Annotated in this window: 13 protein-coding genes; 10 read left to right on the forward strand and 3 right to left on the reverse strand. The window is 47.5% G+C overall.

The window, feature by feature from the left end; translation table 11 throughout:
* Positions 1 to 59 precede the first annotated feature (59 nt).
* Positions 60 to 1,394 (forward strand): DUF1015 domain-containing protein, encoded by a 1,335-nt coding sequence (locus tag KUA49_RS09665; protein ID WP_218411484.1) that lies wholly within the window; start codon positions 60 to 62, stop codon positions 1,392 to 1,394.
* Positions 1,394 to 1,981, forward strand: coding sequence for an IMPACT family protein (locus KUA49_RS09670; protein WP_119249538.1), 588 nt, complete (start codon positions 1,394 to 1,396; stop codon positions 1,979 to 1,981). The genes KUA49_RS09665 and KUA49_RS09670 overlap by 1 nt, the downstream gene beginning before the upstream one ends.
* 253 nt (positions 1,982 to 2,234) lie before the next feature.
* Here the strand turns inward: KUA49_RS09670 and uvrB are convergent, their stop codons facing one another.
* Complete coding sequence (uvrB, locus tag KUA49_RS09675) at positions 2,235 to 4,325, reverse strand: excinuclease ABC subunit UvrB (RefSeq protein ID WP_218411483.1); 2,091 nt, start codon at positions 4,323 to 4,325, stop codon at positions 2,235 to 2,237.
* Positions 4,326 to 4,516: 191 nt separating this feature from the next.
* Between uvrB and KUA49_RS09680 the strand changes: the two genes are divergently transcribed.
* The 6 genes from KUA49_RS09680 to KUA49_RS09705 all read left to right on the forward strand — a co-directional run bounded on the left by KUA49_RS09680 (position 4,517) and on the right by KUA49_RS09705 (position 9,764).
* Positions 4,517 to 5,380 (forward strand): outer membrane protein assembly factor BamD, encoded by an 864-nt coding sequence (locus tag KUA49_RS09680; protein WP_217764839.1) that lies wholly within the window; start codon positions 4,517 to 4,519, stop codon positions 5,378 to 5,380.
* Between the two features lie 69 nt (positions 5,381 to 5,449).
* Positions 5,450 to 5,797 (forward strand): DNA-directed RNA polymerase subunit omega, encoded by a 348-nt coding sequence (locus tag KUA49_RS09685; protein WP_203038376.1) that lies wholly within the window; start codon positions 5,450 to 5,452, stop codon positions 5,795 to 5,797.
* Positions 5,798 to 5,818: 21 nt separating this feature from the next.
* A complete protein-coding gene (locus KUA49_RS09690) occupies positions 5,819 to 6,289 on the forward strand; it encodes a DUF4293 domain-containing protein (protein WP_218411482.1) in 471 nt (156 codons plus the stop codon).
* A gap of 131 nt (positions 6,290 to 6,420) precedes the next feature.
* A complete protein-coding gene (locus KUA49_RS09695) occupies positions 6,421 to 6,948 on the forward strand; it encodes a 30S ribosomal protein S16 (protein WP_203038378.1) in 528 nt (175 codons plus the stop codon).
* 212 nt (positions 6,949 to 7,160) lie between these two features.
* Positions 7,161 to 8,669, forward strand: a complete 1,509-nt coding sequence (locus KUA49_RS09700) for an oligosaccharide flippase family protein (RefSeq protein WP_218411481.1) — start codon at positions 7,161 to 7,163, stop codon at positions 8,667 to 8,669.
* A gap of 36 nt (positions 8,670 to 8,705) precedes the next feature.
* Entirely contained in the window at positions 8,706 to 9,764 is a 1,059-nt protein-coding gene (locus tag KUA49_RS09705) for a glycosyltransferase family 2 protein (protein WP_218411480.1), read from the forward strand.
* Between the two features lie 125 nt (positions 9,765 to 9,889).
* On the opposite strand, the gene KUA49_RS09710 is transcribed toward KUA49_RS09705, so the two are convergent.
* Positions 9,890 to 10,903, reverse strand: a complete 1,014-nt coding sequence (locus KUA49_RS09710; protein ID WP_118080037.1) for a GGGtGRT protein — start codon at positions 10,901 to 10,903, stop codon at positions 9,890 to 9,892.
* A gap of 15 nt (positions 10,904 to 10,918) precedes the next feature.
* Positions 10,919 to 11,620 carry an iron-sulfur cluster assembly scaffold protein gene (locus KUA49_RS09715; RefSeq protein ID WP_006849036.1) on the reverse strand — a complete coding sequence of 234 codons (702 nt, stop codon included), beginning with the start codon at positions 11,618 to 11,620 and terminating at the stop codon, positions 10,919 to 10,921.
* A gap of 242 nt (positions 11,621 to 11,862) precedes the next feature.
* Here KUA49_RS09715 and KUA49_RS09720 point away from each other — a divergent pair, with 242 nt between their 5' ends.
* Positions 11,863 to 12,372, forward strand: a complete 510-nt coding sequence (locus tag KUA49_RS09720; protein ID WP_218411479.1) for a DMP19 family protein — start codon at positions 11,863 to 11,865, stop codon at positions 12,370 to 12,372.
* Positions 12,373 to 12,465: 93 nt separating this feature from the next.
* Positions 12,466 to 12,945, forward strand: coding sequence for an SsrA-binding protein SmpB (smpB, locus tag KUA49_RS09725; RefSeq protein WP_203038382.1), 480 nt, complete (start codon positions 12,466 to 12,468; stop codon positions 12,943 to 12,945).
* The last annotated feature ends 2 nt before the right edge of the window (positions 12,946 to 12,947 follow it).

Genomic DNA, 12,947 nt, shown 5'->3' on the forward strand with positions numbered 1-12,947 from the left:
GAGGGTGCTTTAGCTAGTGCCCTTTATGGGCTTTTATTCATTAAAATCAATAAAACATTATGGCTATAGTTAAACCATTTAAGGGCATTCGTCCCCCAAAAGATTTAGTAGAGCAAGTTGAGTCTCGTCCATACGATGTCCTTGATTCTGAGGAAGCTCGCACCGAGGCTGGCAACAACGAGAAAAGCCTTTATCATATTATTAAACCTGAAATCAACTTCGAGCCGGGTACTTCTGAATATGATCCTCGCGTTTACGAAAGCGCTGCAGAGAACTTCAAGAAGTTCCAGGAAAACGGCTGGTTGAAGCAGGATGATAAGGAACAGTATTACATCTATGCACAGACCATGAACGGCAAGACCCAATATGGTTTGGTGGTAGGTGCCTACGTGAATGATTACATGACGGGCGTCATCAAGAAACATGAGCTCACCCGCCGTGACAAGGAAGAGGACCGCATGAAGCACGTTCGTGTCTGCAACGCCAACATCGAACCAGTCTTCTTTGCTTATCCTGATAACGCCGTGCTCAATGAAATTCTGATGCGCTATGCGGCAACAGAACCTGAGTATGATTTCATCGCCCCAATCGATGGCTTCCGCCACCAGTTCTGGATTGTCAGCGACGATAAGGACATCGCTACCATCACGGCTGAATTTGCCAAGATGCCTAGCCTCTACATCGCCGACGGCCATCACCGCTCGGCTGCTGCTGCCCTGGTGGGCGCTGAGAAGGCGAAGCAGAATCCTAATCATACCGGCAAGGAGGAGTACAATTATTTCATGGCTGTATGCTTCCAGGCAAGCCAGTTGACCATCCTCGATTACAACCGCGTGGTGAAGGATTTGAATGGCTTGACTTCAGAAGAGTTCCTCGATGCATTGACCAAGAACTTCGAGGTAATAGAGATTGATGCGATTAATGTAAACGTATCTGGCGATGAGGAGGGAATCCCTTGCTACGAGAAGTTTGACATTGATGCAGCTATCGAGCAGTTTGGCTTGGATATTCTGAAGCCAGCCGCGCTGCATTCATTCCTCGTTTATCTGGACGGCAAGTGGTACGGTTTGTTTGCCAAGCCGGGAACATACGATGATGAGGATCCAATCGGCGTGCTCGATGTAGATATTTCTTCCCGTCTGATTCTCGACGACATTCTGGGCATCAAGGACTTGCGTTCAGACAAGCGCATCGACTTCGTGGGCGGTCTTCGTGGACTCGGCGAGTTGAAGCGCCGTGTGGATAGTGGTGAGATGAAGATGGCGCTGGCCCTTCATCCAATCACCATGCAGCAGATTATGGACATTGCAGACAGTGGCAAGATTATGCCGCCAAAGGCAACCTGGTTTGAGCCTAAGTTGCGTAGCGGATTGATTATTCACAAGCTTGATTAATGATTGACGAATTCAAGACCATATCAGATACAGTAGGCGAGGGATATTACACCGAGAAAAGGAGTAAGTTTCTCGCCTTTGCTCACCACGTTACTACAGTTGACGAGGTGAAGGAGATTGTTGCCGGGTACCGTAAGAAATATTACGATGCCCGACATTGTTGTTATGCTTATATGCTGGGGCCCGAGCGCACCGAATTCCGTGCCAATGATGACGGCGAGCCTTCTTCTACAGCGGGCAAGCCTATTCTGGGCCAGATTACGAAAGCCGAATTAACGGATATTCTTATCGTGGTAATCCGTTATTTCGGCGGAGTGAAACTGGGTACCAGCGGTTTGATTGTAGCTTATCGTGAAGCTGCGATAGACGCCCTGGCGCATTGCGAGGAGGTGACGCAGCAGGTGGAGGAAATCGTTACCTACGATTTCACCTATCCGATGATGAATGATGTGATGAGGATAGTGAAAGAGATGAATCCCCGCATCGTGGACCAGACGTTTGATAATACGTGCACCATCAAGCTTTCGATAAGGAAGAGCGAGGCTGAGCAGTTGCGCACCCGCCTGAAAAAGCTTTCCTTTGAATAAGGAAGCAATCTTTTAAATGAGAGGCTATCTTTAGAAGATAGTGTTTTTGATGCTATCTTTACAATTATAAAGAATGGAGCAAACAGATAAAATAATACCCTTAAGGCAAAATAAATTTAGCCTTAAGGGTATTTATTTTTTGCCTTAAGGCTAAATATATTTATCCTTAAGGATATTATGAATAAGTGCTTTCTTTCTTCATTTCTGCGTTTTGCAAAAATAAGAGTTTTCATTACATTTTCTTATCCAATCATTACACTTTCTCATCCAGTTCCTTCTGCAATCGTATGATTTCATCACGATACTGCGCAGCCTGCATGAAGTCGAGATCCTTGGCGGCTTGCTTCATCAGAGCGGTGGTGTTGGCGATGCTCTTCTCCAATTCCTCCCTGCTCATGCTGCGGACAATAGGGTCGGCAACCATCGTGGCACTATCCGGCTCGATGTAAACACGCTGCTTAGAACCTTCGGCTCCCTTGACGCCAGTAACGCCTTGAGCACCCCTGATGCTCTTGATAGCAGCTGCTCCGGAAGCAGCTTCCTCCTCCTTACCCATAGGCAGGGCAGAGGTGATGGCCTTCTGAATCTGCTTCGGCGTAATTCCATGGTCGGCATTGTATTGCAACTGGATGCTTCTTCGGCGAGCCGTCTCGTCGATGGTTTTCTGCATGCTGTCCGTAATCTTATCCGCATACATAATCACCTTTCCGTTCACGTTTCGGGCGGCACGACCGGCTGTCTGGGTCAACGAACGGTGACTGCGCAGGAATCCTTCCTTATCAGCATCAAGAATGGCTACCAGCGAAACCTCAGGCAGGTCGAGACCCTCACGAAGCAGGTTGACTCCCACCAGCACATCATATATGCCAGCTCGCAAATCGTTCATAATCTTCACTCGGTCGAGCGTAGCCACATCGCTGTGAATATACGCCGCCTTCACGTTATGGTTCAGCAGGAACTCGGTCAGCTCCTCCGCCATTCGCTTGGTCAGGGTGGTGATGAGCACACGCTCGTTTCTATGGGTTCGGGTAAGAATCTCGTCGAGCAAATCATCAATCTGATTCTCGCTCGGACGCACCTCAATCTCCGGATCCAGCAATCCCGTAGGACGGATGAGCTGTTCCACCACTACGCCTTCCGCCTCTCTCAGCTCGTAATCGGCTGGGGTAGCACTTACGTAGATGGCCTGGTGAATCAGACTGTGGAACTCCTCGAACTTCAGCGGACGGTTGTCGAAGGCGGCTGGCAATCGGAAACCATATTCCACCAGGTTCTGCTTTCTCGCCCTGTCTCCGCCGTACATCGCTCCAATCTGCGGAATGCTCACGTGACTCTCGTCTACCACCAGGAGAAAATCCTTCGGGAAAAAGTCGAGCAGACAGTAAGGGCGTTCTCCCGGATGTCTGCCGTCGAAATATCGGGAATAGTTCTCAATGCCCGAGCAGTGGCCCAGTTCCTTGATCATCTCCATATCGTACTCCACACGCTCCTTGATGCGCTGCGCCTTGATTCCATCGCCTATGCTCTTGAAATAATCCTCCTGTTTCAACAGGTCGTCCTGAATCATGCGGATGGCACTTTCCTGCTGCTCCTTCGTGGTGACGAAGAGGTTGGCAGGATAAATCTCGTAGATATCGAACGAGGCGAGGCGGTGGTAGGTGAGGGAATCCACCTCCTCAATGCCGTCAATCTCATCATCCCACCAGGTAACGCGCAGCACGTTGTCGCTGTAAGCCATGTAGATGTCTACGGTTTCGCCTTTCACTCGGAAGTTGCCACGCTGCAGGTCGATGTCGTTTCTCACGTAGAGCGCATCCACCAGTTTTCTGAGGAACTCGTTTCTATCTATCCGCTGCCCCTTCTGAATCTTGATGATGTTCTCCTGCATCGCCACCGGTCCGCCCATACCGTAGATGCACGAAACGGAAGAAACCACGATGACATCCTTTCTGCCCGAGAGCAGAGCCGAGACGGCACCGAGACGCAGCTTATCTATCTCGTCGTTGATGGCGAGGTCTTTCTCGATGTAGGTATCGGTGGTAGGCAGATAGGCCTCCGGCTGATAGTAGTCGTAGTAGGAGACGTAATATTCCACAGCGTTCTCGGGGAAGAATCCCTTCATCTCCTGATAGAGCTGTGCGGCGAGCGTCTTGTTGTGACTCAATATCAGCGTAGGCTTTCCCACGTTGGCGATGACGTTGGCCACGGTGAAGGTTTTACCCGAACCGGTAACGCCTAGGAGTACCTGTGCCGGTTCCCCCTGCTGAATGCCTTCGGTGAGCTGTCTGATGGCCTGCGGCTGATCGCCCGTAGGCTTATATTGCGAAGTAATCTTGAAATCCATAATTTATCTTGAACTTAAACGTTTCACATCGAAAACAGTGCTTTTTCTGCAGAAAAGTTCTGTTTCAAGGTGCAAAAATACAAAAAAAACGGCATTAATCGTTATAAAGATTAATTATTTGCGAAAAAATGTATTTTTTCTTTTGATAATTAGCTAATTATCCGTAACTTTGCATGCACAATTAGAAAAATATGAAGAAATCAGTAATAATTGCAGCTTGCGCAGCACTTCTCATGACGGGTTGTGCGAACGAATATAACCAGGTGTACAAGGCAGCAACACCATCGTATAAGTACGAGTATGCCAAGCAATGTTTTGCTCAGGGCAAGTACTCTCGTGCTATTCCTCTCCTGCAGGATGTAGTGACCATGAAGAAGGGTTCTACCGAGGGCGAGGAGTGTCTCTATATGCTGGCGATGGCTGAATATGGTTTGAAGGACTACGAAACAGCCTCTGAGTATTTCAAGAAGTATTATTCTTCTTATCCTAAGGGACTGTATGCTGAGAACGCGAAGTACTTCGTGGGCGAGAGCCTCTTCCAGAATGCTCCGGAGCCACGTCTCGACCAGAGTACCACCTATACGGCCATCTCTGCATTCCAGGAGTATCTCGACCTCTTCCCTGATGCCCGCTTCAAGGCTCAGGCTACCGAGCGCCTCTATGCCTTGCAGGATCTGCTGGTAGAGAAGGAGTACAAGAGTGCCAGCCTCTACTTCGGTATGGGAACCTACTTTGGCAACTGCACCGAGGGCGGCAACAACTACGAGGCGTGCATCGTTACGGCGCAGAACGCCCTGAAGGATTATCCTTACAGCAACAAGCGCGAGGAGTTTGCTACCCTCATCATGAAGAGCAAGTACGAGCTTGCCAAGATGAGTGTGGAGAGCAAGCAGCTGGAGCGTTACCAGGATGCAGAGGATGAGTGCTACGGCTTCATCAACGAGTATCCGGATTCAAAGGAACGTGCCACTGCCGAGAAATACATCGAGAAATGCAAGGAATTCGAGAAGGCTCATCCGGAAGATACCCTCGAAAAACTGGCAGGACAGAATTAATGAAGGTAAATACCACCTATATATAATAAGGTGGGAAACAAGGTTAAAAAATATATAGTACTATAAATTATGGATTACAAGAAATCAAAAGCACCAGTTAACACAGTTACCCGTAACATCATGGACCTCTGTGATGATACGCATAACATTTACAAGAGTGTTGCCATCATCGCCAAGCGAGCTAACCAGATTTCGCTGGAGATTAAGCAGGACTTGAGCAAGAAACTCGCTGAGTTCGCTTCTTACAACGACTCATTGGAGGAGGTATTCGAGAACCGTGAGCAGATTGAAATCTCTCGTTTCTATGAGAAGTTGCCAAAGCCAACTTTGATTGCTACAGAGGAGTTCATCGAGAAGAGCATCTACTGGCGTGATCCTAGCATGCCTGTTCACAACCAGGAGGAGCCTGCTTTCTAATACGCTAAAATCAGGTAAGTTATGATACAGCGTAAACAGAGCTTGTTCTTGATTCTGGCTGTCATTGCCTATGCAGTTTGTCTGTTTCTTCCCATCGCCAGTGTAAGCGCTTCTGGCATGGGGGCAGACAGTCTGGTTTACAACCTGGGCGTAGTGAATGGCGACAGTGGCATCAGTGTTTCATCCACCTGCCTGCCATTGTTTCTTCTGCTCGCCGTATCGGCAGTGATTTCGCTGGCTACGGTATTCCTCTTCAAGAACCGCAAGCTGCAGATGAACCTGTGTTCCATCGCCTCCCTGTTTACAGGACTCTGGTATGTTGACTATCTTCTGATGGTATTCAGCATCATTCCGATTCCTGAGGTAGAGGGCGCCACGAACTTCCAGTTTGCTGCCTGCCTTCCACTCGTAGCCCTCATTCTCGTGCTGATGGCACGCAAGGGCGTGAGTGACGACGAGAAGCTGGTAAGAGCAGCCGACCGAATCAGATAAAAAAGCTTAAAAATAAGCAAGATATTTGTTGGTACGGATAAAACTTCGTACCTTTGCAGCCGCTGTCACGAGATGGCAGCATAAAATTCAAACCTCATTAATAAATTAAATTAAAATTAAGATTTAAAAAAATGGCAACAAAGATCAGATTGCAGCGCGGCGGTCGTAAAAGCTATGCTTTCTATAGCATCGTTATCGCTGACGTTAGAGCACCACGTGATGGTAAATTTACTGAGAAGATTGGTACATTCAATCCAAACACCAATCCAGCTACTGTAGATTTGAATTTCGAGCGCGCACTCTACTGGGTAGAGACAGGTGCACAGCCAACAGACACAGTTCGCAACATCCTCAAGGGCGAGGGCGTTTACTTGATGAAGCACCTCAAGGGTGGCGTTAAGAAGGGCGCATTCGACGATGCTGAGGCTCAGAAGCGTTTCGACGCTTGGAAGAATGGCAAGGACGCTAAGGCTTCTGCTGTTCGCGAGGGCGACGCTAAGGCTAAGAAGGAAGCTGCTGCTAAGGAGCTCGAGGCTGAGAAGAAGATGAACGAGGCAATCGCTAAGAAGGTAGCTGAGAAGAAGGCTGCTGCTGCCGCTGCTGCTGCAGAGGCTGCTGCTGAGACAGAGGCTACAGAGGAGGCTCCAGCTGAGGCTTAATCTTCTACAGAAATCTTCTTCGGAGATTTTAAGACATAAAGGTCGGATTTTCCAAATAGGAAATCTGGCCTTTTTTTCTGTTTTTTTCTCCTCTTTTTTTCTCCTTCCTTTCTCCTTTTCTTCTAATATTTCTCCCTCTTCTTTTTCTCTCAATATTTTCCCTTATTCTTCACTTTCAAGCAATAAAACGGAAACGATTGCGTTCTTAATATATGATAAAAGAAAAGAAAGACGATAGTTATTCACATATTCTAAAATATACAGGCATCTTCGGAGGAGTGCAGGGATTGAATATCCTCATGAGCGTGGTGCGCAACAAACTGGTGGCCATCATACTCGGTCCTGAAGGTATGGGATTGATTTCTCTTTTCAATTCCAGCATCAAACTGGTGTCTGATTCTACTAACCTGGGGCTTAGCATGAGTGCTGTGCGCGAGGTATCGGAGGCTTACGAACATGGGGATGAGGAAAGACTCAACCACATCGTAAGTCTGGTACGACTGTGGAGTTTTCTCACGGCGCTCTTCGGTATGCTGGTCTGCGTTATCTTCAGTCCATTTCTCAACCGCTTTACCTTTTCCTGGGGCGATCATACACATCATTTTGTCCTGCTTTCTCCGGTGGTTGCCATGATGGCGATAACCGGAGGCGAATTGGCTATTCTCAAAGGAACCCGTCGTCTGAAATCGCTGGCTGTGATTTCAGTGTATGGTGTGATAGGAGCACTGATTACCTCCATTCCGCTGTTCTATATCTGGGGCGAATCGGCCATCGTGCCTTCCATTGCCTTGGTGGCTCTGTTGCAGATGGTGCTAGCGTGCTGCTATTCGTTCCGCCTCTTTCCAGCCTTCTTCGCCATGTCGTTTTCGCGCATCAAGTCGCTTCTGGGCGAGGGTCTCGGCATGGTTCGCTTGGGCGTTGCCTTCATCCTGGCAGGAATCCTGGGTAGTGGGGCTGAGTTTGCCGTACGTTCCTATCTGAGCTACACCAGCGGACTGGATATGGTGGGCTTTTACAATACGGGATTTATGATGACCATGACTTATGCCGGAATGGTTTTCCAGGCGATGGAGACAGATTATTTTCCTCGTCTTTCGGCTATTGAAGGCACAGGCTCAGAACTTAATTCTGTGGTAAACAGGCAGATAGAGGTTTCATTACTGCTGGTTTCTCCGTTGCTTTCCGTCTTTATTCTAGCGAGTCCCCTGATTCTTCATGTGCTTTTCAGTGCCAAGTTCCTGCCTGTGGTAGGAATGATGAAGATAGCGCTGATGGCGATGTATTTCCGTGCCATCACCCTTCCGATAGAATACATTACGCTTTCGAAAGGCGATTCAAGATCCTATCTCTTCCTGGAGGCGCTGTACGATGTTCTGCTCATTGCCCTGGTTATTCTAGGTTTCAGTCTCTGGTCTCTTGAGGGTACGGGTATTGCCCTGTTTTTACTCGGCATCATCAATCTCGTGGTAGTACTGTGCTTCATGCGTTACCGCTATCATTATCGCCCATCCCGCCAGGTATTAGTTTACTTCGCAGTTCAGATGCTTCTTGGCATTTTCACCTATTGGGCATCTTGCCTTGAAAATCCGGTAATGAGCTGGGGTATCGGCGGCTTGGCTTGTCTGGTCAGTCTTGCCTTCTCTCTGAAGGTTCTGCATTCCAAGACCAAGCTCTGGAATAGTCTAGTGCTCAAGGTAAAGAGCAAATTGAAGAAAAAGTAATAAAATCATAGCAGAGATTTAAGATTTGTAGATGATATGGTTAAGGTTTCAATCTTAATGGCGGTTTACAATACTGCCGAGTATTTGCCTCAGTGTCTGGATTCCTTATTGGATCAGACCATGGGCGACTTTCAGGTGATTTGTGTGGATGATGCATCTACCGATGATTCTCTGAAGGTTTTGGAATCTTATGCACATGGAGATTCCCGCATCGAAGTAATTTCTCTTGCCGAGAATCATGGTCAGGCATTTGCCCGCAACCAGGGATTAATGCGAGCCCAGGGAACATATACCTGTTTTCTGGATAGTGATGACTGGTTGGGAAAAGATGCCCTGCAGCAGATTGTTTCAGCCTTTGAGCAGGATGAAACAATAGATAGTGTTCTTTTCAGATGCAGATATTATTATTCTGAGGATAGGATAGAGGAGTATCCGATGCCGGCTTTTGAGAAGAAGGAGAAGAAGGATAAGGAGGCGGCAGCTTCAGTTGATGGTCAACCGGTTGCCTTATCGGGCGAACAGGCTTTTGAACTGAGTCTAACCTGGAAGATTCATGGTGTTTATGCTGTGAAGACATCCATCCATCTGCAATATCCTTACGATGATTCGTCCCGCTCATACAGCGATGATAATACCACCCGTCTTCACTATCTTGCTTCGCGCAAGGTGGTGTCATGTGGCGGAGCGTATTTCTATCGCCAGCATGCTGCTTCTGTAACTCATCAGATTTCATCTCGCCGTTTCGATTATCTGAAGGCGAACGCCACTATGATGGCAGAGTTGCGCAGGTTGAAGGTTTCTTCTCATCTGCTGAAAGTTTACGAGAACGAACGCTGGAAGAATGTGGTAGGCATTTACCTCTTTTATTGGCAGCATGCGCATGAGTTGGCGGATGCAGATAGGAGAGAAGGACTTCATATCATCCGCAATACCTGGAAATCAATCGATTTCAGGATGATATTTCCGGAAAATAAGAACAAGTTGGGTTTTCTACCCTGCAGAAGTTCTTTGCTTCCCGAAGGAATCTGCTGGCGCCTCTTCCGTCTTCAGGCGAATCTCTATTTCTTATTGAAGAGGATTTCGGGAAAAATATAAGAAATCTCTTTAGAAATATCATTTGCCGGAAGAAATCTTTTTAGAAATAAAAAAGAAGCTATATGAAAAAAGCCTTGGAATTCAAATTGAATCCCAAGGCTTTATATTTTGTTATCTCAAAGAAATTACTTCTTGTTGATAGCGAGGTCGATAGCTACGGCAATAGCAACAGTAGCACCTACCATCGGGTTGTTACCCATACCGAGGAAGCCCATCATCTCTACGTGAGCAGGAACTGAAGAAGAACCTGCGAACTGAGCGTCTGAGTGCATACGACCCATTGTATCAGTCATACCGTAAGAAGCAGGACCAGCAGCCATGTTATCTGGGTGCAATGTACGACCTGTACCACCACCAGAAGCTACTGAGAAGTATGGCTTACCAGCAGCAATACGCTCCTTCTTGTATGTACCAGCTACTGGGTGCTGGAAACGTGTAGGGTTTGTAGAGTTACCAGTGATAGATACATCTACATCCTCGCTCCAGTTGATAGCAACACCCTCGCGAACGTCGTCAGCACCGTAGCAGTTAACCTTAGCACGTGGACCGTCGCTGTAAGCGATGCGGTTAACAACCTTCAACTCACCTGTGTAGTAGTCGAACTTTGTCTGAACGTATGTGAAACCGTTGATGCGGCTGATGATCTGAGCAGCATCCTTACCAAGACCGTTCAAGATAACGCGCAATGGGTTCTTACGAACCTTGTTAGCCATCTCAGCAATCTTGATAGCACCCTCAGCAGCAGCGAAAGACTCGTGACCAGCCAAGAAAGCGAAGCACTGAGTCTCCTCACGGAGCAAACGAGCAGCCAAGTTACCGTGACCGAGACCAACCTTACGGTCGTCAGCTACAGAACCAGGGATGCAGAAAGCCTGCAAACCGATACCGATAGCCTCAGCTGCATCAGCAGCAGTCTTAGCACCTTTCTTGATAGCGATAGCAGCACCAGCTACATACGCCCACTTAGCGTTCTCGAAGCAGATACGCTGAGTATCTTCACACATCTGATAAGGGTCAACACCTGCGTCCTCGCAGATTTGATTAGCCTCTTCCAAGCTCTTGATACCGTTAGCATTAAGAGCAGCAAGAACCTGCTTCTCGCGACGTTCCTGACTTTCGTAACTTACTTTTCTAATCATATCTGTATCTCCTTATTATTCTTTACGTGGATCAATAGCTTTAACAACACCCTGCTCAGCAGTTGTACGACCGTAGCTACCAGTGAACTTCTTGACAGCCTCGTTAGCGTCCATACCGTTCTTGATAGCCTCCATCATCTTGCCGAGGTGAACATACTCGTAACCACAAACCTGGCTGTCCTTATCCAAGAACTGCTTTGTGATGTAACCCTCTGTCAACTCGAGGTAACGTGTACCCTTAGCTACAGTACCATAGAGAGTACCAGTCTGTGAACGAAGACCCTTACCCAAGTCCTCAAGACCTGCACCGATAACAAGACCGCCCTCAGAGAAAGCGCTCTGGCTACGACCGTAAACGATCTGGAGGAAGAGCTCGCGCATTGCTGTATTGATAGCATCGCAAACGAGGTCAGTGTTCAAAGCCTCAAGGATAGTCTTACCTGGAAGAATCTCAGAAGCCATAGCAGCTGAGTGAGTCATACCAGTACAACCGATAGTCTCAACGAGAGCCTCCTGAATAACGCCTTCCTTGATGTTCAAAGAGAGCTTACAAGCACCCTGCTGAGGAGCACACCAACCCACACCGTGAGTATAACCAGAGATATCCTTAATCTCTTTTGCCTGAATCCATTTTCCCTCTTCAGGAATTGGAGCTGGTCCGTGGTTAGGACCCTTAGCGACAACGCACATGTTGTCTACTTCTTTAGAATAAATCATATTCGCTAAATTTTATATTAATGAATATATATAAGTATAAATTCTTCTGCTTAATTCATATTGTTTTGCTGAAACATTGGTCTTACAACCTCAATTCCGACCACAAAAGTACAAAAAAAATCTGTAAAATACCCAAAAATGAGTATTCTTTTTAACTCTTTAACCTAATATTTAGATTTTTTCTTGGGTTTATGCACAATTTCATGTATCTTTGCAAACTGAAAATAGCAATTTTGTAGATTATGATCGAAGTGAAGATAAAGGATGCCGTGCTTCAGCAGGCTGCCGAGGCAGGCATGGACGAGTTTGTGAAGGCCTTCGTGGACGCCATCCGTGAGGCGATTGGTGGAGAGCTTACTGCCGAGAACATGGCAGAGTTGAACAGCGACCAGATTACGCTCCTGGCATGGGACACCCTGCACGAGGAGATGATGGACGGCGGAATGATTCAGCTTATCCATAACGGATATGGTGCCTTCATCTGGAAGAACCCTACAGATAAGGCGTTCAGAAACTGGGGACTGGTGGACCTTTCGAAATTGATCAAGAAGAGCCACTTCCTCTACAAGACCCATCACGAGGAAATTGAGGGCGACATGAGCGACGAGGAGTTCATGGCACTCTACGAGAAGTTGCCGGAGTTTGATGACTTCGACGATGTGTTCGTGGAGAACGAGGAACAGTGGACCGGAATGGTGGCTTTCTACATCGACGAGCATATTGACAATTTCTGCGAAATCGTCAAAAGTTAATAGTTGATAGTTAATAGCGGCTTCGCCGTATGGCAGGAATGCTCTATAAACTATAAACTTTAAACTATAAACTTATAATACATTATTATATATATGAACAAGAAAGACCAGGAACTCCGCAAGAAGAGTCCGATACAGATACGCAACAAGAAGGCTTCGTTCGAATACTTCTTCGTTGACACTTACACCGCGGGCATCGTGCTCACGGGTACTGAGATTAAATCCATCCGCGGCGGCAAGGCGTCGCTGGTGGATTGCTACTGCGACTTCTACCAGGGCGAACTCTGGGTGAAGGGTATGAACATCTCTCCTTATTTCTACGGTTCCTTCGGCAACCACGAAGCACGCCGCGACCGCAAGCTGCTGCTCACCAAGCGTGAACTGCGCCGTCTGGAAGAAGACAGCAAGCAGCCGGGCTTCACCATCGTTCCTATACTCGTCTTCATCGACGACAAGGGACGTGCCAAGGTGGACATTGCCCTCTGCAAGGGTAAGAAGGAGTATGACAAGCGTCAGACCCTGAAGGAGAAGGAAGACAGAAGGGAGATGGATAGGGCTATCAAGCACTTTTAGAC

The sequence above is a fragment of the Segatella copri genome, from assembly GCF_019249655.2.
Taxonomy (GTDB): Bacteria; Bacteroidota; Bacteroidia; order Bacteroidales; family Bacteroidaceae; genus Prevotella.

Coding starts and splice junctions, on each gene's coding strand:
- KUA49_RS09665 (WP_218411484.1), top strand. CDS start 60: ATGGCTATAGTTAAACCATTTAAGGGCATTCGTCCCCCAAAAGATTTA.
- KUA49_RS09670 (WP_119249538.1), top strand. CDS start 1,394: ATGATTGACGAATTCAAGACCATATCAGATACAGTAGGCGAGGGATAT.
- uvrB (WP_218411483.1), bottom strand. CDS start 4,325: ATGGATTTCAAGATTACTTCGCAATATAAGCCTACGGGCGATCAGCCG.
- KUA49_RS09680 (WP_217764839.1), top strand. CDS start 4,517: ATGAAGAAATCAGTAATAATTGCAGCTTGCGCAGCACTTCTCATGACG.
- KUA49_RS09685 (WP_203038376.1), top strand. CDS start 5,450: ATGGATTACAAGAAATCAAAAGCACCAGTTAACACAGTTACCCGTAAC.
- KUA49_RS09690 (WP_218411482.1), top strand. CDS start 5,819: ATGATACAGCGTAAACAGAGCTTGTTCTTGATTCTGGCTGTCATTGCC.
- KUA49_RS09695 (WP_203038378.1), top strand. CDS start 6,421: ATGGCAACAAAGATCAGATTGCAGCGCGGCGGTCGTAAAAGCTATGCT.
- KUA49_RS09700 (WP_218411481.1), top strand. CDS start 7,161: ATGATAAAAGAAAAGAAAGACGATAGTTATTCACATATTCTAAAATAT.
- KUA49_RS09705 (WP_218411480.1), top strand. CDS start 8,706: ATGGTTAAGGTTTCAATCTTAATGGCGGTTTACAATACTGCCGAGTAT.
- KUA49_RS09710 (WP_118080037.1), bottom strand. CDS start 10,903: ATGATTAGAAAAGTAAGTTACGAAAGTCAGGAACGTCGCGAGAAGCAG.
- KUA49_RS09715 (WP_006849036.1), bottom strand. CDS start 11,620: ATGATTTATTCTAAAGAAGTAGACAACATGTGCGTTGTCGCTAAGGGT.
- KUA49_RS09720 (WP_218411479.1), top strand. CDS start 11,863: ATGATCGAAGTGAAGATAAAGGATGCCGTGCTTCAGCAGGCTGCCGAG.
- smpB (WP_203038382.1), top strand. CDS start 12,466: ATGAACAAGAAAGACCAGGAACTCCGCAAGAAGAGTCCGATACAGATA.